26 protein-coding genes and 2 pseudogenes are annotated in these 25623 nt (G+C 54.0%); 21 read left to right on the forward strand and 7 right to left on the reverse strand.

What is annotated here, in order from left to right:
• Window positions 1–68: 68 nt before the first annotated feature.
• The 3 genes from B5G37_RS06035 to B5G37_RS06045 are packed head-to-tail and all read right to left on the reverse strand — an operon-like array spanning window position 69 to window position 3287.
• Window positions 69–1082, reverse strand: coding sequence for a tyrosine-type recombinase/integrase (locus tag B5G37_RS06035; RefSeq protein WP_204217867.1), 1014 nt, complete (start codon window positions 1080–1082; stop codon window positions 69–71).
• Complete coding sequence (locus B5G37_RS06040) at window positions 1075–2055, reverse strand: tyrosine-type recombinase/integrase (RefSeq protein WP_087255420.1); 981 nt, start codon at window positions 2053–2055, stop codon at window positions 1075–1077. Before B5G37_RS06040 ends, B5G37_RS06035 begins: the two co-directional genes overlap by 8 nt.
• Entirely contained in the window at window positions 2043–3287 is a 1245-nt protein-coding gene (locus B5G37_RS06045; protein WP_087255422.1) for a site-specific integrase, read from the reverse strand. The genes B5G37_RS06040 and B5G37_RS06045 overlap by 13 nt, the downstream gene beginning before the upstream one ends.
• A gap of 70 nt (window positions 3288–3357) precedes the next feature.
• On the opposite strand from B5G37_RS06045, the gene B5G37_RS06050 reads away from it, so the two are divergent.
• The 21 genes and pseudogenes from B5G37_RS06050 to B5G37_RS15705 all read left to right on the forward strand — a co-directional run bounded on the left by B5G37_RS06050 (window position 3358) and on the right by B5G37_RS15705 (window position 22665).
• Entirely contained in the window at window positions 3358–3873 is a 516-nt protein-coding gene (locus B5G37_RS06050) for a hypothetical protein (protein ID WP_204217868.1), read from the forward strand.
• On the forward strand, window positions 3870–4505 hold the full coding sequence (locus tag B5G37_RS06055; protein ID WP_087255426.1) for a hypothetical protein: 636 nt from the start codon (window positions 3870–3872) through the stop codon (window positions 4503–4505). Before B5G37_RS06050 ends, B5G37_RS06055 begins: the two co-directional genes overlap by 4 nt.
• Before the next feature lie 16 nt (window positions 4506–4521).
• The gene (locus tag B5G37_RS06060; RefSeq protein WP_087255429.1) at window positions 4522–5331 is read left to right on the forward strand and encodes a site-specific DNA-methyltransferase; all 810 of its coding nucleotides are present in this window, start codon (window positions 4522–4524) and stop codon (window positions 5329–5331) included.
• A gap of 104 nt (window positions 5332–5435) precedes the next feature.
• A complete protein-coding gene (locus B5G37_RS06065) occupies window positions 5436–5774 on the forward strand; it encodes a hypothetical protein (protein WP_087255432.1) in 339 nt (112 codons plus the stop codon).
• 127 nt (window positions 5775–5901) lie between these two features.
• Complete coding sequence (locus B5G37_RS06070) at window positions 5902–6702, forward strand: DUF6329 domain-containing protein (protein WP_087255435.1); 801 nt, start codon at window positions 5902–5904, stop codon at window positions 6700–6702.
• A gap of 10 nt (window positions 6703–6712) precedes the next feature.
• On the forward strand, window positions 6713–7021 hold the full coding sequence (mobC, locus tag B5G37_RS06075; protein WP_087255438.1) for a plasmid mobilization relaxosome protein MobC: 309 nt from the start codon (window positions 6713–6715) through the stop codon (window positions 7019–7021).
• Complete coding sequence (locus tag B5G37_RS06080; RefSeq protein ID WP_087255441.1) at window positions 7022–8350, forward strand: relaxase/mobilization nuclease domain-containing protein; 1329 nt, start codon at window positions 7022–7024, stop codon at window positions 8348–8350. It abuts the gene before it with no gap.
• 4 nt (window positions 8351–8354) lie between these two features.
• Complete coding sequence (locus B5G37_RS06085) at window positions 8355–8624, forward strand: DUF4314 domain-containing protein (RefSeq protein WP_087255444.1); 270 nt, start codon at window positions 8355–8357, stop codon at window positions 8622–8624.
• Window positions 8625–8721: 97 nt separating this feature from the next.
• A complete protein-coding gene (locus B5G37_RS06090; protein WP_275532973.1) occupies window positions 8722–9456 on the forward strand; it encodes a PcfB family protein in 735 nt (244 codons plus the stop codon).
• Between the two features lie 21 nt (window positions 9457–9477).
• Window positions 9478–10419 carry an ArdC-like ssDNA-binding domain-containing protein gene (locus B5G37_RS06095; protein WP_242962776.1) on the forward strand — a complete coding sequence of 314 codons (942 nt, stop codon included), beginning with the start codon at window positions 9478–9480 and terminating at the stop codon, window positions 10417–10419.
• A 105-nt stretch (window positions 10420–10524) separates the two neighbouring features.
• The gene (locus tag B5G37_RS06100) at window positions 10525–10827 is read left to right on the forward strand and encodes a hypothetical protein (RefSeq protein WP_143482882.1); all 303 of its coding nucleotides are present in this window, start codon (window positions 10525–10527) and stop codon (window positions 10825–10827) included.
• Between the two features lie 106 nt (window positions 10828–10933).
• Window positions 10934–11707 carry a phosphoadenosine phosphosulfate reductase family protein gene (locus tag B5G37_RS06105; RefSeq protein ID WP_275532974.1) on the forward strand — a complete coding sequence of 258 codons (774 nt, stop codon included), beginning with the start codon at window positions 10934–10936 and terminating at the stop codon, window positions 11705–11707.
• A gap of 92 nt (window positions 11708–11799) precedes the next feature.
• Window positions 11800–13464, forward strand: a complete 1665-nt coding sequence (locus B5G37_RS06110) for a type IV secretory system conjugative DNA transfer family protein (protein ID WP_242962778.1) — start codon at window positions 11800–11802, stop codon at window positions 13462–13464.
• A 27-nt stretch (window positions 13465–13491) separates the two neighbouring features.
• Entirely contained in the window at window positions 13492–13869 is a 378-nt protein-coding gene (locus B5G37_RS06115) for a glutamyl-tRNA amidotransferase (protein WP_242962786.1), read from the forward strand.
• Between the two features lie 145 nt (window positions 13870–14014).
• Window positions 14015–14479 (forward strand): annotated as a pseudogene (locus B5G37_RS06120) (hypothetical protein); the annotation flags it as partial.
• Between the two features lie 603 nt (window positions 14480–15082).
• Window positions 15083–16915 carry a reverse transcriptase domain-containing protein gene (locus B5G37_RS06125; protein ID WP_087255465.1) on the forward strand — a complete coding sequence of 611 codons (1833 nt, stop codon included), beginning with the start codon at window positions 15083–15085 and terminating at the stop codon, window positions 16913–16915.
• Between the two features lie 102 nt (window positions 16916–17017).
• Window positions 17018–17311, forward strand: a pseudogene (locus B5G37_RS06130) (hypothetical protein); the annotation flags it as partial.
• 20 nt (window positions 17312–17331) lie between these two features.
• Window positions 17332–17748, forward strand: a complete 417-nt coding sequence (locus tag B5G37_RS06135; protein WP_087255473.1) for a PrgI family protein — start codon at window positions 17332–17334, stop codon at window positions 17746–17748.
• Window positions 17739–18458, forward strand: coding sequence for a hypothetical protein (locus B5G37_RS06140; protein ID WP_087255476.1), 720 nt, complete (start codon window positions 17739–17741; stop codon window positions 18456–18458). The genes B5G37_RS06135 and B5G37_RS06140 overlap by 10 nt, the downstream gene beginning before the upstream one ends.
• A 33-nt stretch (window positions 18459–18491) precedes the next feature.
• Entirely contained in the window at window positions 18492–20840 is a 2349-nt protein-coding gene (locus tag B5G37_RS06145; protein WP_087255478.1) for a TraE family protein, read from the forward strand.
• A 73-nt stretch (window positions 20841–20913) separates the two neighbouring features.
• Complete coding sequence (locus B5G37_RS15705) at window positions 20914–22665, forward strand: M23 family metallopeptidase (protein WP_242962780.1); 1752 nt, start codon at window positions 20914–20916, stop codon at window positions 22663–22665.
• A 34-nt stretch (window positions 22666–22699) separates the two neighbouring features.
• Here the strand turns inward: B5G37_RS15705 and B5G37_RS06155 are convergent, their stop codons facing one another.
• Genes B5G37_RS06155 through B5G37_RS06170 form a run of 4 tightly spaced genes read right to left on the reverse strand, consistent with a single transcriptional unit; the run spans window position 22700 to window position 25618 of the window.
• Window positions 22700–23137: a winged helix-turn-helix domain-containing protein gene (locus B5G37_RS06155; protein ID WP_087255480.1), complete on the reverse strand. Its 438-nt coding sequence runs from the start codon at window positions 23135–23137 to the stop codon at window positions 22700–22702.
• 54 nt (window positions 23138–23191) lie between these two features.
• Window positions 23192–23599: a hypothetical protein gene (locus B5G37_RS06160; RefSeq protein WP_242962782.1), complete on the reverse strand. Its 408-nt coding sequence runs from the start codon at window positions 23597–23599 to the stop codon at window positions 23192–23194.
• Window positions 23599–24303 carry an ABC transporter ATP-binding protein gene (locus B5G37_RS06165; RefSeq protein WP_087255486.1) on the reverse strand — a complete coding sequence of 235 codons (705 nt, stop codon included), beginning with the start codon at window positions 24301–24303 and terminating at the stop codon, window positions 23599–23601. The genes B5G37_RS06160 and B5G37_RS06165 overlap by 1 nt, the downstream gene beginning before the upstream one ends.
• 40 nt (window positions 24304–24343) lie before the next feature.
• Window positions 24344–25618, reverse strand: coding sequence for an ABC transporter permease (locus B5G37_RS06170; protein ID WP_087255490.1), 1275 nt, complete (start codon window positions 25616–25618; stop codon window positions 24344–24346).
• Window positions 25619–25623: the final 5 nt, after the last annotated feature.

Consider the following 25623-nt stretch of genomic DNA (forward strand, 5'->3'; position numbering starts at 1 on the left):
AGTTTCTTCATCCTTTCAAAGAGTTAAAACTCTGGTCGAGAACACCCGACCAGAGTTTTAACTTCCATTTATAAATTATTAAGCATTCTCATAAGAGAGTCATCCTCTGCCCAACTTGGGAGTCCATGAGAGGGCAACTCAGGATAAGCATTTTCTAATGCATCCCGCAGTAGTTCAATATTCAGCCGTGCATAAATTTCTGTTGTGGCAAGATCGATATGCCCAAGAATGTCTCTGATATAAATGATGTCAATACCCGCCTGGCAAAGATGCATCGCCTTTGTATGCCGAAAGATGTGAGGTGTAATTTTAGTCGGTATGCTTGGGGATTGTAATCTGGCGGAATTTGCGTATTTAGCAACAATATAGGACACGCCGGCTCTTGTGAGTTTTTGGCGTTGCTGATTAAAAAACAGCGGTCGATCTTTGCACTCCTCGCCATCCAATCGATTTTCTACAAGGTACTCCGCAATACGATGAGCTACATCTGTCACAATGGGAACATATCTGGACTTGCCTCCCTTTCCACGAAGCAACACATGAGGATTGTCCTTGAGAAAAACATCCCGTACACGCAAATCACACAATTCCTGTACTCTTGCAGCAGAATCGTAAAGCAAATGCAGTAGGGCGGCATCGCGGCGCCCTCGGTAAGACGATTCGCTTATCTGACTGAAAATAAGTTGAAGTTCTTCCACAGATAGAAAGTCAATTATCGGTTTTGTATTTTTCGCAAGATCAACAGCTAAGATTTGCTGGCATTGCAAAAGATACTGCGGCTCTCTGTTTTGCAAATACTTGAAAAAAGCGTGCAAAGCGGCAAGCCTTTGGTTTGCGGTGGCGACACTGTTTCCTCTTTTCTCTTTCAGCCAGTCGATAAACCCAGATATTGTCTGTGGAGACAGAGTCTTGATCTGCAGTTTTCCCACCGGCAGTCGCAGTTCTTCCTCGCAATACCGTATAAGCAATTTGAATGTATCTCGGTAGGATCGTATGGTATTCACACTGAAGTTTTTGACGCTGGGGAGATACACTGTCAGATAGGTGGTAAGGTGATACGCAAAATCCTTTTGCTTAATCACGATAGTCACCTCCCGGGCCAGTTATGAACGATTCGTAGTGCGACTCTATTTTTTGGCGTATATCCGGGAACATATCTTTCGTAAGACGGAGATAGTAAGCTGTATACTTGAAAAAAGAATGTCCCATATAGGTTTTTAATACCTGATGGTAAACAGCGAGATCTTTATTGGCAAGAACCATCTGTTTAAGGCTATGAACCGCAAAGGTGTGTCGAAAATCATAGATGCGAGGGCCTTTCCCCTTGCCGCCATGAGAAATCCCAGCCTTTCGCAAGAAACGGCGGAAGTTTGTGTAGATATTGATTTCGGGTATCATGCCGTCATCCGGCGCGGGAAAGAAATATTGATGTCCAGTGAATTTGCCATGCACTTCTGCCGCATAATCGCGGCACATCGCCGTCAACTCCTGTGACATAGGAACATAGCGGTCATTCCCATTTTTGGAGTCTCGAATCAGCAACACCCCAGAGGTCAAATCAACGTCACTGACCTTCAGGCGTAGTACCTCTCCGAGCCGCAGACCACAACAATATAGAATACGAAACAGAACAGGCATGATGAGATGTCGGTCTGGGACTTTTGAAGAGTAATGGCAACAATCGATCTGTAGAAAAAGCCTGCGCAGTTCATCCTCCGAATAAATGTAAGGTGTATATTTCGGTTCCTTTGGGAGTTCATTTGTCGGGTAAATGTAGGCGTTATACCCAAGTGCTGCCATATAACGAGCTAAATGAGATACCACAGTTACCCGGTGCCGCAACGTTCCGGGGTGTTCATGAGGTTTCTTGATCGTCCAAATGTCCAACATAGCCTTTGTTACTGTTTTTTCATCAGGAAAACACTCAAGGCAAAATGCATCAAATTTCTTCAGCAGTTTGACCTGCTCCTCATATTTATAACCCAAAGCACGCTTTTGCTCAACCATGTCGACCATATATGGAGCCAGATTGCTATAAAAATCTAAAGAAGCCATATTCCCACCTCCGACGGTGTCAGAGCACACTCCCGAAGAAGGTCAATGTCCGTTTTGACATAAACGGCGGCGGAATCTGGACTGCTGTGCCCCAACGCCGATGAGATCGTATGAGCGGTTTCTCGATTTTCTTGCAAACGATTTGCCAGTGAGTATCTTAAGGAGTGCATTCCACGCTTTTTCCGGGGTTGGTTTTGTATATCGGTCATCGCCATATATTTTTGAATTGTAGCGTGGAGATGGTTTTCATCTGCATAGTTCTTAAAAGGTGGGGTATGCGTCAGAAAAATGTACGGTGAATTGATCTTGGGGCGTCCATTCTGCACATAGTCAATGATGGCCCATCCAACATCTTTCAGTAGCGGAAGACAGACAGGGTTCTGTGTTTTGCTCTGCACAAACCTAATGCAACCCTTTCTCCAGTCGATATTCTCAAATTTTAGTTTGTTTACATCCCCAACTCTAACTCCCAAACGTGCAATCAGCAAAATGATTGCGTAGTCCCGTTTCCCGGATGGATTCCCTCTATCTATGGCGGTCAGCAATTTCAATACATCTTCCTTTTCCCAGATAGAGGGGATTTTCGTTTGGCTGCGCATTTGGACGGTACCGACAAATTGACTTAAATCTTGTTCTGTGTATTCATTTGTATAAAGAAACCGCAGAAAGATCCGAATTGGACCAAGCGTTGATTTAACGGTGGCCTTATTGAGGCCAGACAGTGTCAGCGTGTAGCTGTTTATGAGATCCACTGATAAATCTGCGATCTGTGTGATACCCTGCCGCTCCATATGATTTAAAAAACGTGCCGCATATCTCCGGTAGCTATCAATAGTTTTTCCGCTCCGTCCAATCTTTTGCAAATGATTACAGAATGCTGTGACAGCAAGGGTATAGCTATCTGTTATGAGCAAGCATTTCGGCTCGATGTAACGATCTGTCAATTTCTTCCCCGCTGCAAGTTCACTCAGCAATTTACTGGCTCGAATCACTTTCTTTTTGTAATGTTGGCGGCTGGAAAGAATTCGCTGGTCTGTGATTCCGTAATGCTCTCGCAAGCATTGATCCATTGTACTTTGTGAAAAGTAGCTTTCATGATGAGCCCGGAAATATGCCAGAAATATTCGGAAAATATAATGGTACTGCGCTACAGCATTTGAAGACTGCCCTCTGGCAACAAGCATTTCTTCAAGTTCTGTTGTCAAGTCCGACAACAATTTTTGTGATTCCATGTACTGACCCTCCTAAAAAATGTCGGGCGCTGCCCGCATAAACATCTTAACAGAAAGAGAGGCAATTCTAATGAACTCACAAGAAAAAACAAAATATTATGCAAAGTATTTAGCGGGAAAGTGCTGTATTTTCAGCTCTTTCTCGCTTTCACTTTACATTAACAACCACTTGGCATTACCATCGTTATGTGAAACTTCACATAAGGATGGCTGGGGCGAAGGCTTCGAGCAGTGGGAAATCTATACGGATGATGGTACGCTCTACGTCCATTTTTGGAACGAGGACTCCTTCTCCTTCGAAGCCGTGCCGGTGCAGGCCGCAGAGCCTACAAAAGAGCCGTCTGTTCCCAAACACCCCAAAATGAAGCTGGCCGGCATGGACGGAAACATCTTCTTTATCCTCGGCAAGGCTTCCCAGCTTCTCAAGAGAAGCGGACAGCCGGAGCAGGCCAAGGAGATGACGGACCGTGTCTACAGATCCGGCGACTACGGAAAAGCCCTGTCTATCATCAGCGAGTATGTGGAAACCGAGCTGTCGGTAAAACCGCCTGTGAGATCCAGGAAGGAACGGGGTGACGCCAGATGAATGAGAAAAAGTATGAAATCACCAACATCGCCCATCCACATTATCCGTGGCTGCACCGCATCCGGGCTCTGCGGGATGTGCGGGAGGACGTCCATGCCGGTGACCTGGGCGGCTTTGTCCAATCGGAGGAAAATCTGAGTCAGGAGGGCCAGTGCTGGATTGCGGGAAACGCTGTCGCAGCGGAGGAAGCCTATGTGTACGGAAACGCCATCCTGTGGGATCAGGCCTGCGCCCGTGGCTGTGCGGCCATCTCCGGCCCAAGCAGGATCGGTGGAAACGCCATCATAGAGGATTACGCCATCATCACTGCCGGGTACGTTCACGGCAATGTCCATATTTCCGGGAACGCCAAGCTCTTTGCCAATTCCGTAACCGGCGGCATCCCCGTGGTCATGGAGGGAGCCACTGTCTATGGTGAACTTGGCGGGGAGATCGAAGTGCGGGAAACCGCTGTGATTTTGCCTGGGGTCACCATAGACAATCCCACCAGCGATGTGCTCCACATCGGGCCGGACGATATCGCCATCGAGCGCAAATTCAAGCGTGAATCGCCTGCCCTCACCCCGCCGCCAGGTTTCCAGCCCAAGCAGAAAACCTCCGTTAAAAAGCGCCATCGGGGTGAGGAACGATAAAAACAAAACAGGAAGGATGATGCCTCTGAACCAAAAGAACGAACTTGCTCAAGTTGTAGAAGAATCCACTTTGCCTATCGAGCACAACGGCGGGGATGGATGGACCATTCTGCATGGGGACACCCTGCAGATCATCCGTGCGTTCAAGCCCCAGGTGTTCGATGCCCTCATCACTGACCCGCCCTATGCTTCGGGCGGCTGGAAACCTGCAGAGAAAAACCGCACAACCACACAGAAGTACAGCAGCATGGACCCCAAGAACGCTCCGCCCGACTTCGACGGGGACAATCGGGATCAGAGAAGCTGGACCCGCTGGATGGCCGAGTGGCTGTACGATGCCCGCAAAGCCTGCAAGCCGGGTGCGCCCGTCTGCCTGTTCATCGATTGGCGGCAGTACCCCTCCATCACCGACGCTTTGCAATGGGCCGGATGGATTTGGCGGGGCTGCGTGGTGTGGGATAAGATGACCAGCCGCCCGCAGAAAGGGCGTTTCCGCCAGCAGAGCGAATATGTGGTGTGGGGCTCCAACGGCCCCATGCCGGTGAGCCGCCCGGTGGGCTGCCTGCCGGGGGTGTTCCGCTATGCCAATCCGCAAAACCGCACCCATGTCACCGAAAAGCCCCTGCAGCTCATGAGGGATCTTGTGAAGATTTGTGTGCCGGGAGGAAGGATCCTCGACCCCTTCTGCGGGGCCGGAACCACCGTGCTGGCAGCCAGGCTGGAGGGGTACGAGGCCGTGGGCATTGAGGTGACCGACGCCTACTACAAGCTGGGCTCGGACCGGGTGCGTTTTGCGCTTGAGGCCCAGCCGGAAACCGCTGAATAATCTCCATGGCTATCCATGTGGATAGCCGCCAACAACCCCAAACCCAGGCAGGCTATCCACATGGATAGCCTGCCTGATTACCTACAAAGAAAGGAAACATTGCCATGGAAAAAGCCTTTGCCTACATCTGCACAGCTGCGGATACGGCTCCCCGCCTTTTGAAGCGGTACTGCCGAAAAGTTTACGAGCTGGGATACGTCCCCATTTACCCCAAATTGAACGATGGGCAGTACCTTGCGCTGGACAACGCCGATGAAAAGAGGGATTTTCACAATATTGCCCGCCAGAAGCTGGGCCGGTGCCGGATGCTGGTGGTATGCGGCAAGGAGATCAGCAACTCCATGTCCGCAGAAATCGGGATGGCCGAAAAGAGGAACATCATCTGCACCACACTGGATGGTCTGGCCAGAATCAAAGAAGCTGGCGAGGACAACGTCATCTGACCTGCGGCGCAGGTCGCTTCTTTCCCAGCCGGTGACTGGTTTTGCAAGCATAGCCTTTGGATATCCAAAGGCATTCTTGGGGAGCACCCCAAACCCCCGGCTGATTTCATGAAATACGAGGTGAAACATGAGCCAAATGCAGTACGCCGCATTTGCGGCAAATATAAAATCATGGGATGCCCTGCGCCAAAAGAAAACGAACTTTGTTCCGGGTGTTCTCAGGGTCGAAAAGGTCATCCTTCTGAGCAAAGCGGATTTTGACAAGCTCTCGGAGGATATCTCCCCGGATTATCCGTTCCTGCAAGACAACCGGAACCTTCTCAGCGCCGATCCGGGCGGGTTGTTCCGCTGCCTGATGGTACGGGCAGAAGGGCAGGCAGAGCATCTGCTCATCTCACAGCGAAGGAATACCCTGTACCTGGGCTATGGGAAGGATTACCGCAAGGTGGACTTAAAAGGCGTTCCGGTGGAACGCATGGTTTTAGAAGATCCGAAGGTGTACCAGGAACGGGCTGTGTTCCATCATCGGCCTCGCTGCATGGAGGATATCATGGCAGAGCATCCCGGAACCACTGCTCCAGAGCGCCAAACGGGGTTTCGGGTGGAGCAGATCGTCATCCTCACCGATGAGCAGTACCGTCAGTTCCAGGAATGCGGCCTTGTGGAAGATCAGATTTTCCTGTTCGAGTACAACGGCAAGATGTGGTTTGACCCCGGCGACCTGTGCTGGCACTGTGTGCTCGTCAAAGGCGAAACCAGCAGGGATGGCGTCCTGGTGGAAGCGGAGGGGTATTCTTATGCCCGTTACGCCGCCTTTGCCCCGGATTGCAGCAGGCTTCGGCTGCGGGATGCCCCCGTCCACTATGAATACCCAGCAAAAGCGCCGGAGCAAGTGAAAGCACGAAAAAGGAATGAGCCGGAACGCTAAAGGAGTCCACATGAGAAAACGAAACCATATCATCCCCCTCCATTTGAACAAAAAAGAACTGGCTCATCTGGGGGCTCAGGTGAAGCTCAGCGGCCTTGCCCGTGAGGAATTCCTGCGCTCCCTCATCATGGGGGCGCAGCTGCAGGCGAGGCCCTGCACCCACCATGCCGACCTGCTTCACAAAGTGGCGGGTCTCTGCAATAATGCCAACCAGCTTGCCAAGGTCGCAAACACCTATGGCGAGGCCAGCCAGCAGAGCGTGGAGGAAATGACCAGCATCGCCCGTGCGGTCTGGAAGGAAGTGAAGGAGAACTGGTAAATGGCGTACACCAGCATTATCCCCGTGCACCGCCTGGACAATAGCGTGGACTATGTCCTGGATGAGAAAAAATCCTCCCGTTCCCAAAACGCAGATTCCCTGCAGGCGGCGATGGACTATGCCCTCAACAAGGATAAAACCGAGCAGGACCTGTTCTGCTCCGCCATTGGCTGTATGCTGGATTCCGCCTTTGCGGATATGTGCCAGATTAAAAAGATGTGGCACAAGGAAAAAGGGGTGCAGGGCTTCCACCTGGTACAGAGTTTCGCCGCTGGGGAGGTAACGCCGGAATTGGCCCATCAGATTGGCCGGGAGCTTGCGGACCGTCTGCTGGATGGCAAATTTCAAGTGGTCATCAGCACCCATTTGAACACCGGGCATATCCACAACCATTTGGTGTGGAATTCCGTTTCCATCCAAACGGGGAAAAAGTACCGGAGCAATGAAAAAAGCTATGTCACCGGGGTGCGCCGGATTTCCGATGAACTGTGCCGGAAATACCATCTCTCGGTCATCGACACCGAGAAATCGGAACGGGTGGCCCGTCCCTATGCCCAATGGCTGGCCGAGCAAGAGGGAAAGCCCACTTGGAAAACTGTCATCCAGCAGGATGTAGACGCCGCCATCACTGCCTCTCTCACATGGAAGCAGTTCCTGCGGGTGCTGGAGCAACAGGGATACACCTTCCGCTTTGACCGCAAGTACATGACGTTGAAGCCGCCTGGTAAGGATCGGCCTGTCCGGTTCAAGACCCTGGGCAAAAACTACACGCCCGAAGCCATTCAGCGCCGCATCCTGTACCCCAGGCGCTCCGCACCGGCTGGGAAAAGAACACCGCCCGCCCATGGGCTGCTTGTTCTCCTTGGGGAAGCGCAGCCCCGCAAGCTCACCGGACTGCGGGCGCTTTATTATTCCTACTTATATAAGGTGGGGGTGCTTCGCAAGAAACCGCCCTACCCCAGCTATGCCGTGCGGGAGGATATCCGCAAGCTGGACCAGCGGATCGAGCAGGCTGAGTTCATTTTTCAGCATCATGTAGAGGATCGTGGCCAGCTGGCCAGCCTCCGGCAGCAAGCAGAGGATGAAATCGCCGTGCTGTTAAAGCAGCGCCAGAAGCTCTACCGCTACGAGCCGGACTCCCCGCAGATCAGCGCCATCACTGAGAAGCTTCGGCAGCTTCGCCATACCGCCAAACTGTGCCGGAATATTGAAACCCACTCTGTGGAGATGGAACAGCGCCTGCTGGCGGCCCAAGAGGAAGATCGTCAGCGTCAGGAACGGGAAGAAAAACAGCAAGAACGTAAAACGAAAGACGGACCCAGGAGGTGATCGATTGAACAGGATCCCCAGTAGAGAACAGGTGGAACGCCTCCGGCAGCGATATCCTGCCGGAACCCGTATCATCCTGCACTCCATGGATGACGCCCAGGCCCCGCCGCCTGGCACCATGGGTACGGTTGTCTATGTAGACGATATTGGGCAGCTTGGAGTCGAATGGGACAACGGTTCCGCCCTGTCTCTTATCCCCGGTGAAGATTCCTTCTCCAAGGTCTTCGCACCGGAAAAGGAAAAACAGAAACGCTCCCGTGATTTGGAGCGGTGAAAGCGAGGTGATTTGACTGAACTACGGAAGCGATCCCGCCGACCAAATCGTCCGATTTACCCTTGAGGGTACCGAGGTAGCCCTCAAGCTGTCGGGGCTGGCAGCAAAGAATTTTGCGCTGTTCGTCTATGCGGTATTAAAGGATCAGAAGAAAACCCGTGGTAAGACGCGGCTGGTACGGATGCTCAAAGAACAGCGCCCTTTCAAATTCTTTAAGGTGCCGGTAAGTTATATGAAGGAATTTGCCAGGGAAGCCAAGGAGCACGGACTCCTATACGTCCCCATTCGGAACCGGCAGAAGTCTGACCGCATCGAGGTAGTCGTGTTTGCTGATGACGCCTCCAAGATCCAGCGCATCTATGACAACCTCGGCCTGGATTACGTTGCGGCCCAGGCTGGTGACGCCACTGTGGAGAAAGCGCCTGTGCAGGAGAAACAGCCTCCCGCCGCCGCTGCCCCCAGCAGGACGGAAACCGTCCAGACGGAGCATGGTGCGGTGGAATTTGAGGTGGGCGGCTTCGAGGATGAGATTGAACTCTCCTCCGTACCGGACCGGGAGGAAGGGGCAAATTTTACTCCTGGCCGGGAGAAGGAACCTGTGCAGGGGGAGGCGGCAAAGAGTCCGTCAGAGAATTCCTCGCCCGACAGAAGTTCTTCGCCCGGTCCAACCGGCAGTGAGTCGGCGCCTGAGCAAAAGCCCTCCGTGAGAAAACAGCTGCAGGAGATCCGGCAGGAGCAGGCCCAGAAGAAGGAGGAACGGGCCAGGCAGCCTCAGCGTGAGCACACTGCGCCCGGCCGCAGCAGAAAAAAGAAAAAGCAGAAAGGAAGGTAATGCAGTATCGATTTAAGTACATTGATTGGCAAACAGCAGGAGCAGCAGCCCCAGCAGGAGACACCCCGCCTTTCCAAAGAGGAATACGCCGCCATGCGAAAGGCGGAACGGGAAGAACTCCAGGCACGGGTGGACGCCCAGGCCCAGGAGGTGTTCCGGGATGACGCCTCCATGAAAGGGTTTCTCAATTTCATGGCACAGTGCACCCCGCAGAGCACCCGGAACCTTCTCATCCTCTATGAACAGGATCCCACCATCACCCACCCCCGTACCTTCGACAAGTGGAAAGAAGCCGGGCGTTCCCTGCGAAGCGGTGTGACGGGGTATGCGTTCTACGCCGACCAGGAGTATGAACGGGAGGATGGCACCAAGGGCAGCGGTTTCACCATCACCAAAGCCTTTGACATCTCTCAGACCAGGGGCCAGCAGCCCTTGCCCTCCCAGCAGCGGCTGCCGGAGGAGATCATCGCCGCCCTGGTGGAGCAGAGCCCTGTTCCACTGGCCATTTCCGATCAGCTGCCCCAAGGAGTGCAGGCGCAGTATGTCCCCAAGCAGCGCACCATCTATGTGAGGAACGGGATGGATGAAACCGCTACGATCTGCGCCATCGCCCGTGAGCAGGCCCATGCCGGTTTTGACACCGTAGGCAGCGGCTACTACCGGCAGGCGTATGCGCCCCAGGCCTATTGTGCGGCCTACGTAGTAGCGCAGAAACTTGGGCTGAACACCTCCGCTTTCCACTTTGATAAGGTGTGCCAGACCTGCGCCGGGATGGAAGTCCAGGAGAAGAAGGGGTTCATCAGCGACGTCAAGCGGGCGGCCTATGCCATCAACCGGGATATGCAGCGGAGTTTTCGAGAGATGGAGCAGACCATCCAGCCGGATGAATTCTCCGTAGAGTCTCCCAAGCCCGCCAAAGCGCCCAAGGCCAAAGAGGACAAGGAAAAGGAAGCGGCCAGATAACGGCATCCGCCGAGAGTTTTCCGTTTGTTTTCTTCTGTGCGGTAGCTTTCTACAAGGCGTTGTGATATGGTGATGATGAAAAACAAAAGAAAGGCAGGGGTACCTATGGAAAAGCAAAGGATGTTTAAGATGAGCCAGCTGGAACAGGATATGCTGGTCAAAGCCCTTTGCGATACACAGAATGATGTGCAGCCTGAACAGGCCGAGGAAATGCGTTCCCTTGCTGCGAAAACCGTCCGTGCTCCCCGCCGCAGGCTGTACCTGAGCGATGAGGAATTCGGGCGGGCGGTACAGGCCCTAAACCGGAAGCGCAACGCCTATCTGTCGGCAGGACGGAGTAGCGTCGGGTTTGACCGCATTCTCCTCAAGCTGTTGAACAGCAAGTACCGGCACACGCCGGTCAGATAAGTCCATTCACTCCCCCGAAGCCTGTGGGTTCTCCCCATGGGCTTCGGGGGGCTTTTTTTGTTTTCTGCAAAAAGGAGGGATCTATAAGAAAAGCACAAAACACGTAATTTCATTATCCGGCGGGAAAGACAGCACCGCCCTGCTGCTGCGTATGCTGGAGGAAAAGATGCCGGTAGACGTTATCCTTTTCTGCGACACCGGATTGGAGTTTCCTCAGATGTACGAGCATCTGGACAAGGTGGAGCAGTACACCGGCAGGGCCATCACCCGGCTAAAACCGCCCCACAGCTTCGAATACTTTTTCTATGAGTATTCGCCAGAGCGAAAGAATCCGGCCCTGTCCAAATACCGCGGCCTCAGCTGGCCCGGCCCCAAGCAACGCTGGTGTACCGGACGGTTGAAGCACCGGGTCATTAACGCTTACTTGAAGGAACTAAAGCAGGAATACCACATCGTCCAATATGTAGGCATTGCCGCCGACGAAGCCCGTCGGGTGCGGGAATACTGCTATCCCTTGGTAGATTGGGGCATGACCGAAGCCGACTGCCTGCGCTACTGCCGGGAGAGAGGATTCGATTGGGGCGGCCTGTACGATGTTTTCCGGCGTGTGTCCTGCTGGTGCTGTCCATTGCAGCCGCTCAGTGAACTTCGGAAGCTCTACGCCCTTTTTCCAGAACTGTGGCAAAAACTCCGAGCCATGGATGACCATACCTGGCGGCAGTTCCGGGCGGATTACTCTGTGCGGCAGCTGGGACTGCGCTTTCAGTTCGAACAGCAGTGCCGGCAAGCCGGCATCTCTCTCACAAGCCGTGAGTTCTTCCGCCTGCTGAAAGAGCATCTTCAAAAGCAGGAAGGGGTGGGTGCTCCTTCGACGGTATAGCTGCACGGAAAAATCCATGGTGGGTGTGGCTGCTGCCGCTGCCCATCGTTTGGTGGGCTGCCCTTTTGGTGGCCGGAAGCTGGAGCGCGGGGATGAACCTCGTGGATCTGCTGGGGAAACTCTCCGTGGCCATGAACAATCCTTTTGCCATCCACTGGACAGAGTATTCCGCTCAGTGCCTGCTGTTCTTTACCATGGGGTATGGGATCGTGGCGCTGACGGTGGCCTCCAGCCGGAAGAACCACCGCCGTGGTGCGGAACACGGCTCCGCCCAATGGGGCGATGCGTTTCAGATCGCCAAGCGGTACCGGGATAAGAAGCACCCGAAGGAAAACCTCATCCTGACCCAGCACTTTCAGATGGGGCTGGACGGTCATAAACACAAGCGCAATACCAATGTGCTGGTGATTGGGGGCAGCGGCGCCGGAAAAAGCCGCTCCTATGCCATTCCCAACGCCCTGAATTGTGGGAACTGCTCCATGGTGATTTGCGATCCGAAATCCGAGATCCTGCGGAAAACCGGCGGGGCTCTGAAAGCCAATGGCTATGACGTGCGGGTGTTCGACCTGCTCAGCCCCGACACCTCCTTCTGCTACAACCCCTTGGCCTATGTGCGGGATGACAAAGACGTGCTTCGCCTCATCGAAACCCTCATCCAATCCACCACCCCGCCGGGAGCACAGAGCAGCGACCCGTTCTGGACCAAATCGGAAACGGCGCTGCTCCAGGCCCTGGTGCTCTATCTCATGCATGAAGCCCCAAAGGAAGAACAGAACTTCGCCATGGTGATGGAGATGCTGGCGGCTGCGGAAGTCCGAGAAGAAGATGAGGAATACGAGTCCCCCTTGGACATCCTGTTCGCCCGTCTGGAGATGCGGGACCCGGAGAGCATCGCCGTGAAGCAATACCATGTGTTCAAGATGGGGGCCGGAAAAACTCTAAAATCCATTTTGATTAGTGTTGGTGTCCGGCTGTCCGCCTTCAACCTGCCGCAGATTGCCCGGCTCACCTATACCGACGACCTCCATCTGGAGGAATTGGGTGAAAAGAAGGTGGCCCTGTTCTGCTGCATTCCGGACAGCGATAAATCCCTCAACTACCTTGTGGGCATGATTTACGGCCAGCTCATCCAGACCCTGTACTATGTGGCGGACCGGAAATACAAGGGCCGCCTGCCGGTGCCAGTGCATCTCCTCATCGATGAAGCGCCCAACATTGCCCTGCCTACGGACAACTTCCTGCCTTGGCTTTCCACCATGCGGAGCCGGAACATCTTTTGTTCCTACATCGCGCAGAACATGGCCCAGCTCAAGGCGCTGTTCAAGGAGCAGTGGGAGTCCCTGGTGGGCCTATGCGATGAGTTTTTATATCTCGGCGGCAACGAGAAAGAAACCCACAAGTACGTCTCCGAGCTCATGGGCAAGGAAACGCTGGATACCAACACCTACGGCCACAGCCGTGGGCGAAGCGGCAGCTTCAGCGTCAACGACCAGCAGACGGGTAGGGAACTGCTCACCCCCGACGAGGTACGGATGGTGGACAACCGCAAGGCGATTTTGTTCGTCCGTGGGGAACGCCCCATGCTGGACGATAAGTACGACCTGATGCGCCACCCCAATATCCGGCTTACCGAAGATGGGGGCGCTGCGCCCTACGACTATACCCAGGCGAAAGACGCCGCAAACGATTTGGACTATTCTCCGGAGCAGTACGAGGATTTCGAACTGCTGGATCCGGAGGATTTTTTGAAGCCTTAAACTACACAATGAATTGGAGGAATGCTTCTGAAGAATATTCTGCATCATTGGATTTCCAAGAAAAATCATAGCAAGAAGAACGACAGACCCCAGGGTGCCCTGCCTCTTGGCAGAAAGGGCCGCTGCGGGTTTTCCATCTATGCCGCCACCGTGCTGTGTGTCGGCTGTCTTTCTACCACTGCCTTCGCCGCCAGCGATCCGCTGACAGTAGTGAACAATCTCTCCACTTTCATCTTTTCCCTGATCCGCGCCATCGGCCTGATTCTGCTGGGCTGGGGCGTGGTGCAGGTGGGCCTCTCCTTCCAGAGCCATGACCCCTCCCAGCGTTCCCAGGGCTTTCTCACCCTGGCGGGCGGCCTGGTCGTGACCTTTGCCAAGGAGATCCTCGACCTTATCACAGCTTGAGTTTCTGTGTTCCGGCAGCGGGGGCGTCCACAGGGGCGCTCCCGCCTATTTTTTCTGAAGGAGGTGACCAGCCGGAAACTGGATCATAGATAACCTGAACTCGGCGCTGGAAACATGGAACGACAAGCTGGCCGAAATCTGGACCTTGCTCACCCAGGATCCCGCCACCTTCAAAGGCGGTGGGATTTGGGGCGTCATGCTCAACATCAACGATGCGCTGAAAGCCATTGGCCTTGGCTTGCTGGTGCTGTTCTTTGCAGTTGGTGTAGTCAAGACCTGTTCGAGCGTGGCCGATCTAAAGCGCCCGGAACACGCCCTCAAACTGTTTGTCCGCTTTGCCTTGGCAAAGGCGGCGGTGACCTATGGCCTGGATCTGATGCTGGCGGTGTTCCGCATTGTCCAGGGCATGGTTTCCACCATCATCACCAGGTCGGGCCTGTCGGGAAGCACCAGCACGACACTGCCCCAGGAGATCATCGACAAAATCAACGATGTGGGGTTTTGGGACTCCATCCCCCTGTGGGCGGTGACCCTCTTAGGCGGCCTGTTCATCACCGTTTTGTCGTTCATCATGATTCTGACGGTGTATAGCCGGATGTTTAAACTCTATAGTGCGCCTGGAAGGGCTGCGGCGTGAGCCAAAGCAGTCTGCGGGCAATTTGGGATTCTGCCAGTAGCGCGGCAGTAGGAAAAGGTATTCCGAAGGGAGGTGCAAATTACCCTATCACCAACCGATTTATCCGGAGGGGAAACCCAATGGGGAGTGTAGCATATCGGCAACGCCGTAAGTTGGGAAACTATCTAACCACTACTGAACGGCAAGGTGAAACGTTGTGAATGAGGAATAAAGCTGGATTGCTTGAAGGGCAGTCCAAGGCGGCATACTTGAGCCGGCGGCGCAGGATAGTTGTATTCGCCGCATGCCGTGGCAATTGGTGACATGTACACGCCGATTGCGAGATACCCACGACAGCCGACCGCAGTAAGCGGATAACGGACGAAAACCCATTCCGACATCGCAACACGCTGTCCCAAACTGCCTAACCGGGGATTGCCTAACCCGGAATGCCCTCATAGGCTATGGCTTTCAGAGCCTGAAAATCCGGTATGGCAACGGAGCCGCCGTAGTAGTCCGAGCAAGGGAAAGCCTTGCACATAGCGAAGGGCGGCAGGATATCAACCAAACTATCAATGGAAAGGTGCGAGAGGCACTATGAGAAGTCCAAAGAACGTTTTGGAAAGTCTAACATCAAAAGCAGCAAACAAAGATTACCACTATCAAAGGCTCTATCGAAACCTGTACAATCCGGCATTTTATCTGCTGGCGTATGAACGTATTCAAGCAAAGCCAGGCAACATGACAGAAGGAAGCGATGGGAAAACAATCGACGGCATGAGTATGAAGCGAATTGAAGCCCTTATTCAAAAATTGAAGGATTTCAGCTATCAGCCGAAACCGGCCAGAAGAACGTATATCCCGAAAGCAAACGGTAAAACGCGCCCCCTTGGTATTCCGTCCTTTGACGACAAGCTGGTACAAGAGGTGGTGCGCATGATACTGGAAAGTATCTACGAACCTACCTTCTGTGCTACTTCCCATGGATTTCGCCCAAAGCGGAGCTGTCATACAGCCCTGCAATATATCAAGCGGAATTACACGGGGGTCAAATGGTTTGTTGAGGGCGACATCAAAGGGTGCTTTGACCATGTTGACCATCATGTGCTGGTGCAGATACTGCGCAGACGCATTGCGGATGAGCATTTCATCGGCCTGATTTGGAAATTCCTGAAAGCGGGATATATGGAAAACTGGGTGTACTACAACACCTACTCCGGCACCCCGCAAGGGTCGCTGATTAGTCCAATCCTGGCGAATATCTATCTCAATGAATTGGACGTGTTCATGGCGGAATATGCCAAGACCTTTAACCGCGGCACAAAACGGAAAATCAACCCGGCCTACAAAAAGCCGTTAGATGTCCGGCGCGGAAAACAGGAATGGCTAAAACGCAATGGAGCAAAAATCAGTGAGGAAAAACGTCGGGAGGTCATGGCGCAGATAAAGGAACTTAATAGCCAGCTGCGCTCTATTCCTTACAGCGATCCCATGGACACGGAATACAAGCGGGTTGTTTACGTCCGCTATGCCGACGACTTCCTGATTGGTGTGATTGGAAGCAAAGAGGATGCAAGGCAGGTCAAATCCGATGTGGGAGCGTTCATCAGGGAGCGCCTTCATCTGGAGATGTCACCGGAAAAAACACTCATCACCCACGGCAATGATTTCGCCCGTTTTCTCGGATATCTGATTACAATTAGTCAGGACCGAAACTGCATCCGCACCTCAAAGGGCGCTGTCCAGCGCATTTATTCTGGCAAGGTTAAACTCTATATACCCAAGGAAAAATGGCTGAACCGCCTGCTCTCCTATGGCACCCTGAAAATCAGCTACGACAAAGCCCATGGGAACAAAGAGGTATGGGAACCGGTACGGCGTCCGGGGCTGATACGCCTGGATGATATTGAGATTCTGAACCAGTACAATGCAGAAGTGCGGGGAATGTACAACTATTATCGGCTGGCAAACAACGCAACGGTGTTGAACTCCTTCTTCTATGTGATGAAGTTCAGCATGTACAAGACCTTCGCTGGAAAGTATCGGACAAGTATGCGAAAAATCATCCGCAAATACTGCCACAACGGGGACTTCACCGTATCCTATCCAACGAAAAACGGGACAAAGTCCGTGGTGTTCTACAATCAGGGTATGCGGCGCAACGGCAGAGTTGTTGTGACGGAAAACCCGGACATTATTGGCAGAGCAAATGAGAACCGCCGCTATACAAGTCTGACAGACCGACTGGAGGGCCATGTATGCGAGTTCTGCGGAGCCGAAACAGAGGATATTGAAATCCATCATGTCCGAAAACTGAAAGATTTAAGTGGTAAGGCGGAATGGGAGCGCCATATGATTGCGCGCAGGCGCAAGACAATGGCCCTATGCCATTCCTGCCATGTAAAGCTGCACAATGGAAAGTTAGACTGATATCTGGAAAGCCGGATACATCGAGAGGTGTACGTCCGGTTTGGAGGGGAGCGTTTGGAAACCTACCGCAGGAATGCGGCAAGGCGTTGGGCGCTTACCCTACTGTACACCGCCATCGCCCCGGTTCCGCTCTCCAGCTTTGCGGGGGAACCCACCAGCAATGTGGGGAAAAACTTTCTCCGCTCCTATGCCGGGGTGTGTCTGGAAGGGGCCATCATCGCATTGGCCTGCATCATCTTCTCCGTCATGGCGACCTCCCCGCCTGCGGTGGATCCCAATGTCTCGGCGGTGACCGCCGTGTGGAGTTATGTGGGCGAGCTCATTTTCAACCTGCTTGTCCTCGTAGGCGCCGTGCGGATGAGTGACCGCATCGTGAAAGAAATCTTGGGCCTGTGAGCCGGAAGGAGTGAAGCATTATAGAAGTAAAAGTGCCAAAGGAAATACGGGATTACCAGGAGTCCATCTTTTTCGGCCTGTCCACCAGGCAGTTCCTCTGCTCCCTTCTGGCGGTGGGCGTAGCGGTGGGCATCTACTTCGGCCTGCGCCCCTTTGTGGGGAGCGAGGAAGTTGGCTGGATGTGCATCCTTGGGGCTGCGCCCTTTGCCGCCTGCGGCTTTTTCAAGTACCATGGCATGACTGCGGAAAAGCTGGCCTGGGCCTGGTTTAAGTCGGAATTCCTGTACCCGAAGAAGCTGCTGTTTCAATCCGACAGCCTCTACTACGAGGCAATGGAGGAAGCCATTGCGGAGGGCGAAAAGCCTCCTCACAAGCGCAAAAACCGCAGGCCCCAGCATCAGCGGGTAAAGGCCAGGGGGAATAAGGCATGGAGATGAATATCCACTCCATCCTCCCGGAGGAAATCGCCGCCATGGGCGGGCATAGCAACCGTGTGCTGAATGAAAAAACCGGCTGCATCGGCTATCTGACAGACAATCTCAATGCCAGCGCCCCGGTGTTTGAAAGCTCCTGGCATGACCGCACGCCCCGGCTCAACACCCCGGAATTCACCGACGATTTCAACGATATGATGGATGCCCTGCGCCAAGGGATCCTGAAAAGCCCCGCAGAACTGCGTGCTTATTGTGCCGCTCACCCGGACAGCCTTCTGCAAGACAATCTCAGTGCCGATACACGGCATGGGTTTCGCATCAATACCGGAAAGTACTCCTACTGGATGGTTTGCTCGTTTCTCTCCACAGACTGCCGGTTGTGGGTAAACGCCTTTTCGTTCCTGGCGCTGGATCGCTACATGAGGGAGGCCCGAAACGGCATCCCCATTTTGGATTTGCAGGGCCATGAGCGGTTCCGGATGCCGGATGGAGGAAAACTGAAAGCCGTGTCTCCCAACGGGCGTTCCAGCTTCTGGACCATCCGCTATTTGGACACGGAGCAGGCGGTTCTGTTCGATGAACTGCGCCAAAGCTCCATCCACGCTGTTCAGGAGCTGCCGGAGTGGGCGGCAAAAAGCGGGCTTCATCTGCTGCCGCTGGATCCGCCCATGCGGGCCAGCCACAAGCCGCACCGCAAAGGGCAGGAGCGATGATGCCCAACACAAAAATCTCTTAGAAAAGGACGGATGCCTATAATCAAAACGCTTACTAAAGCAACGAAGTTGGAAAAAGAGAAATTCACGATCCCCAAGTCCGTACAGGACGCCATCCCCATCCAGCGCATCTGGCCGGATGGGATTTTTCAGGTGGGGAGCCGGTTCTCCAAAACCTTCTCCTTTACCGACATCAATTACAGCATTGCCAGCAAGGACGATAAGACCGCCATGTTCTTGGACTATTCAGAGCTCCTCAACGCTCTGGATTCCGGAGCCAGCGCCAAAATTACCATCCACAACCGGCGGATCGACAAGGCGCAGTTCGAGAAATCCCTGCTGCTCCCCATGCGGGAGGATGGCCTGGACCATTTCCGCAGGGAATACAATGAAATGCTGCTCTCCAAGGTTACCGGCACCAACAACAGTGTGGTGCAGGATCGCTACATCACCATCACGGTAGCCAAGCGGAATATCGATGAAGCCCGCACCTATTTCTCCCGTGTAGGCACAGACCTCATCAATCACCTGTCTCAGCTGTCCTCGGTGGGGCGGGAACTGGACGCCGCCGCCAGGCTGCAGCTGTTCCGGGATTTCTTCAAGGGTTCGGAGCCTGCGGCCTTTGCCTTCGACCTGCGAGAGCACATGAAAAAGGGCCACAGCTTCAAGGATTGGCTCTGCCCTGACTCCATGGAATTTCAGAAGGACCACTTCCGCATCGATGAGCGATGGGGCCGGGTGCTCTATCTGCAGGATTATGCCACCTATATCAAAGACTCCATGATTGCCGAGCTCTGCGACATGGACCGCAGCCTCATGCTGTCCATCGACGTTCTGCCGGTTCCCACTGACGAAGCGGTGCGGGAGATCCAGAACAAGCTGCTGGGTGTGGAGACCAATGCGGCCAACTGGCAGCGGAAGCAGAACGCCGCCAACAACTTCTCCGCCGTGCTGCCCTACGATATGGAGCAGCAGAGGAAGGAAACCAAGGAGATGCTGGACGACCTCACCAACAGAGACCAAAGGATGATGTTCGGCCTGGTGACGCTGGTGCATCTGGCCGACACCAAGGAGCAGCTGGACTCGGATACCGAAACCATCCTCACTGTGTCCCGAAAGCATCTGTGCCAAATGAGCACGCTGCGCTGGCAGCAGAAGGATGGTCTGGACACCGTTCTGCCCTATGGCCTGCGGAAGATCCATGCCCTGCGCACCCTGACCACCGAGAGCACTGCGGTGCTGATTCCCTTCCGCGCCCAGGAGATCCTCCAGGGCGGCGGCATCTACTACGGGCAGAACGCTGTTTCCAAGAACATGATTGTGGCGGACCGCCGCAGACTCCTCAACGGGAACAGTTTCCGTTTGGGTGTCAGCGGATCCGGTAAATCCTTCTCCGCCAAGGAGGAGATCGTCAGCATCGCCCTGTCCACCGATGACGATATCCTCATTCTGGACCCCGAATCCGAATTCGGCTTCCTGACGGAAGCGTTGGGCGGCGAGGTGATCCGGGTGTCGGCCTCTTCTGATACCCACATCAATGCGCTGGACATGGACAAAGCCTATGGGGATGAGCGCAACCCGCTGATTGAGAAATCCGAGTTCGTCCTCTCCCTGTTTGAACAGCTGGTGGGCGCCGGAGGTGTTTCTGCCAAGGAGAAATCCATCCTGGACCGCTGCACCTACGATGTGTACCGGGAGTACATGGCCAACAACTACCAGGGCGAGGTACCCACCCTGAAGGATCTGTACCATTCCCTCCTGAAGCAGCCGGAGCCGGAGGCCAGGGGGCTTGCCCTTTCCTCCGAGCTCTTCATCACTGGCAGCCTCAACACCTTTGCCCAGCCCACCAATGTGGATACCAAGGCGAGGATCATCGCCTATGATATCCGGGAACTTGGGGAGCAGCTCATGCCTATTGGGATGCTGGTCACGCTGGACGCCATCTTCAACCGGGTGATTCAGAACTGGAAGAAGGGCAAGACCACCTGGGTGTTTGCGGACGAGTTTTATCTGCTGTTCCGCTATCAGTACAGCGCCGACTTTTTCTATAAGCTGTGGAAGCGCATCCGCAAGTACAACGGCCTTGTGACAGGGCTCACACAGAATGTGGAGGAACTACTCCGTTCCGATACCGCCCGTCTCATGCTGGCGAACAGCGAATTCCTCATTCTGCTGAATCAATCCGCCACAGACCGTGACGAGTTGGCGGGCCTCCTGCACATCTCCGACACCCAACTGGGGTACATCACCAATGTGTCGGCGGGCTGCGGCCTCATCCGCTGCGCCGGGAACATCGTCCCCTTCGAGAACAGCTTTCCCCGCAACACCCGCTTGTACCAGCTGATGACCACCAAACCGGATGAAGCCCTGAGAGGGGTGTAACATCCATGAAACTGTCATTCCCCAGGGGGCCTCCTTCGACCCCCTGTATTCTTTTTTTGCAGGAGGTATGCCTTTGAAAGAAATAAAGACCAAACCGGAGGGCGGCAAGCCCAAACTGCTGGGGAGTGCGGCCAAAGCCCCGAAAACCGCCATGAAGGATTTGTGGCTGAAGTCCAAGGAGAAATCCGTTTCCGAGATAAAGGAAACGCCCTTCGCCAGCCAGCAGGGGGAGTCCTCCAATGCCCCGGCCAACACTGCCGGGGATCAGATGCTGTCCGGCATGGAGAGCACTGCCAAGAAGGGGGCAGATTTGACCTATCGGGGCGGCAAAAAGCTGGCGCAGACTACCGCCAAGAAAGTGCGGGAGAAACGTGAGGTAGCCCGCATTCGCAAGCAGGCCGAGGGTCCCGCCTCAAAAGCCGCATCCCAAACGGGAAAGGCCGCCAAGCGTGCGGCCTCCAAAATTAAGACCAAGAACGCTGTGGTGAAGGGTGTCAAGGGGAAGCCGGCAAAAGCGGTAAAGACAGCCAACAGGACCCTGAAGGGAGTCAAGCAGGGCGCCAAAAGCATCCAGACCGCACAGAGATCCGCTAAGGTGGCGCAGAGAACAGCCCAGGCCACCGCAAAGGCGGCAAAGGCAGCCGCCCATGCCGCCAGAGCCACAGCGAAAGCGACGGTCACTGGGGTCAAGGCCGCTGTTAAGGTGACTGCCACAGCCATAAAAGCGACCATCGCGGCAATGAAGGGATTGATTGCCGCCATCGCTGCCGGTGGCTGGGTCGCTGTGGTGATCATCCTGCTGATATGCCTGATTGCTTTGATAGTCGGCTCCTGCTTCGGCCTGTTCTTCGGTTCAGAGTCCACTGGGACAGGGACCAGCGTGACCCAGGCGGTGGCTGACCTCAACGAAGAATACCAGGCGCACATTCAGGAGATTGAAACCGCCAACCCCCATGACAGGCAGGAGATCACCTCCAACGACGGGGTGCTGTCTGTCAATTGGGAAGATGTCCTTGCGGTATTCTCCGCAAAAGTGACGGGCGCAGAGGATGGCTCCCAGGTGGCCTCGCTGGACGATGTCCAGGTGGATGAACTGCGGAGTATCACGTGGGAGATGAACGCCATCAGCTACACCACCCGCACAGAGAGCAGTTCCGTAGAGGTGACTTCCACAGATGAGAATGGAAATGAGGTTACCAGCACGGAGACGGTGACGGAAACCATTCTGGAAATCACCATCACCCACAAAACACCGGAGGAAATGGCCCAGCAATACAACTTCAATGACAGGCAGAATGAATACCTGGCCCTGATGACAGAGCCGGAAAATGAAAACCTGTGGGCCGAACTGCTGGGCGGTTACGTCAGCGGCGGCGGGCAAATCATAGACCCCAATACCAACTGGGAAGGAACAGGCATCTTCCAATGGCCGCTGCCTCAGAGCTACACCATTACCTCTTGGTTCGGCTACCGGGCGGATCCCTTCACCGGGGAGATCGACTACCACAGCGGCACCGACATCGGTGCTCCGGGCGGCACCCCCATCCTGGCGGCTGCGGATGGCACCGTCACCATCGCCAACGGGATAGACTCCTGGGGCGGCGGGTACGGGTATTACATCAAGGTGCGCCACAACGACACCTACGAAACCCTGTATGCCCACTGTTCCTCCATCTGTGTGGTGGCAGGCCAGGAGGTCAAGCAGGGCGAGGTGATCGGCTATGTAGGCACCACAGGGAACTCTACCGGAAATCACCTCCACTTCGAGGTGTGGCAAAACGGGCAGCGCACCGACGCTCTCAGCTTCTTCAGGGCTAAAGGATAAAAGGAAGCAGCAGCCTGGTTCAGGCTGCTGCCCCTCATTTCTTTCTCTCGAAGCTGTACCCCACATCACGGATGCACCGCAGGTAAACACCGGAGTCCTGCTTCAAATTCAGCTTTCGCCGGATGGCCTGCACGTGATGGCTGACCAGCTTTCGGGCTTCCCCATAGTCTGGCTCCCGCCAGATCCTCTCATAGATTTGGCTGTGCGTTAAGACATGGTTGGAGTTCTGGAATAAGTATATAAGTATTTCGTACTCCGTTTTGGTAAGCGGGATCTCCTGCTGGTTGCGGAAAACCCTGCGCTGCCGTGGATAGATTTCAAGCCCTGGAAGAGATATGATAGAGTCCTTGTTCTGTTTGCAGTTTTCGATTTCGGGATGATCCTGCAAAAACGAAAGAAAGTCCTCAAAAACTTCCCCATCCTCTTCCTGCAGCTCCAGAATAATGACTCGTCTAATTCTATCACCTCCCATGCTTATGAACGAAATCCTGTTTGCCCTTCATGCTGCTGCATGAGGATCCCCGGTTTATTTGTCTTGCTCCCGAAATTCCCAGCCTTCCCAATCGTCATCGTCCTCCTCCGGCTCCACCTCTTCCGTAAAGGTGGAGCCAGGGGCCTCTGCCGGGGCGTTGAGCATATAAGGAGTAACCTGTACCGGCATCTCGTTCTTGAGTGCCAGCACCTTGGGGACTGCCTTGCCGCAAAACACCATGGCGGCGGCAAAGGCGAAATACTGCACACAGCTTGTAAGATAGAGATTCACAATGGCCAGTTCATTTCCCTGCACAGGGACGCCCTGCTCAAGCTGCCGGGAAATGTTTTGATGGCAGGCCGCCAGGGAGACAAAAGCCGTGATCAGCAGCACCACAGCAAAAACGTAGCAGGCCACAGCGAGGATGCTGCCCTTTTTGGAGGGCTTAGAAAACTCGTCCATCATTTTGCCCTCCTTTCACTGCGGGGAGTGTTGTTTCTGCGGGATTGGGGCTGGGCGGCTCCATCTTGAACGCGCTCCAACACCTGCAGCTCACCCTTCTTCAGCCGGAACACCACATCGGCCTGCTTCGCCAGTTCGTTGGAGTGGGTGACGACCACCACACACTTGTTTATCTTGTGGGCGCTCTCTTTAAGAATTTCCGTGATGTCCTGGGCGGTGTCCTCGTCCAGATTGCCCGTAGGTTCGTCTGCCAGGATCACCGGGGCCTCACTTGCCAGGGCGCGGGCAATGGCTACACGCTGCTGCTGGCCGCCGGAGAGTTTCAGCACATTCCGCTTGGCTTCTTCTTTCGTCAGCCCCAGGCGCTCCAGAATGGGCAGCGGCGGCAGCTTGGAAGTCAGCGACACGTTCTCCGCAGGGGTCAAGTAGTCGATTAAGTTGTACGCTTGAAAGATAAACGCCACATGGTTTTTCCGGTGGTCGGAAAGCCCTGTCTTGGCAATGTCCTGCCCGTCGAAGTAAATCTGGCCGCTGCCGGGGCTGTCCAGCCCGCCGATCAGGGAGAGCAGGGTGGTTTTGCCGCAGCCGGAAGGCCCCAGGATGGCGTAGAGTTTGCCCTGCTCCATTTCGGCGTTGACGCCTTTTAAGACTTTCTTTTTATTATCGTAGGAATATCCCACTTGCTTGATTTCCATGATACTCATAGTGATTACCTCATTTCGTTATTTTAAGGGGTGGATGGTCTTATTCCATCTGCGACAAAATCTGCTTGGGCTTCAACCGCAGGGTGGAAATGCTGGAAACCAGCACTGCCGCCACCAGCAAAATGCCGCCCACGATAGCTACCAGCATAAAGTGTTCCGGCGTGACGATGACATTCTCCGCCGCCTTGCCGAACAGCGTCCCCAGGGCGCCGGCAACCTGCTTGCTGGACAGATACGCCAGCGGGAAGGCCACCACCGCGATCAACAGGGTTTCCAGCACATATTGGAGAATCACCGCAGGCTTGGCGATTCCAACGGCCAGCAAAATACCGGTTTCCCGTTTCCGGCTGCGGATGGACATGGAGAGGATCAGGATAATCAGTACCATGCTCACAGCCGTGATGACAACGATGAGGGTAGTAATCAGGGTGCCGGTGTCAGAAAGGGCGCTGGAAATATTCTGATATACCTCGTCATTGGCAGTAATGATAAAGTTATCCCAGTTAATAGAATCAATATGTTGCACGTTCTTTATTACATTGTCTAATTGAGCAGCGTCCTCCACATAGAAAAAGCCTCTTTCAATTCCATCATCTGAGTAATTTACTGCCAATGCCTCCATAACGCTGTTACTACAGAAAGCATATTGATTATAGTCCCAATAGGTAGACGCATCGTACATATTTATTGTGTCGTCCTTGTCCGCCACAATGTCAAATACGCCTATAAGTTCCATCTCAACCTCTGGATCGTTATATTCAGGGTTAATAATACCTGTAATTTTGTCTCCTATTTTTAACCCGTTTTTTTCAACGCTCTCCCGGCTGAGAATAACTCCATCTGTAACATCCTCTGTAATGTGAGAACCTTCAACAAGCTCAAATCGCCCGGATACAAATAAACTGTTAAATTCAGAATTATATGCACCATAAGCATAGTAGGCGAATCCGTCTGGGCTAAGGCTAAGATTATTTCCTTCTTCATCGTACAAGGTAGGCACACCGCCATTTGACGCATCGTACCCAGTGATACCTTCCACCGAAGCGATTTTTTGAATCATATCTTTAGTGATGAGTTCTTGCGTACTATAAGTACCATCACTGTCATTTGCCCAACCACCCGTAGATAAATTGCGCTCCACGGTAAAGCTGGCCCCGGTGGTTCCCCGGACTTCCTCGGCCTGTTCCTCCTGGGCGTCGGCTATGGCAAGGCCGGACAGCACCAAAGTGGTAATGGCCAGGAGCAAGCAGAACACCAGCAGCGTCTTTTTCCATTTTCTCGCGGTATGTAAAACCGCCCGTATTCCTAAATTCATATTGC

Origin of the sequence: Pseudoflavonifractor sp. An85 (assembly GCF_002161235.1) — a bacterium.
Classification (GTDB): Bacteria; Bacillota; Clostridia; order Oscillospirales; family Oscillospiraceae; genus Enterenecus.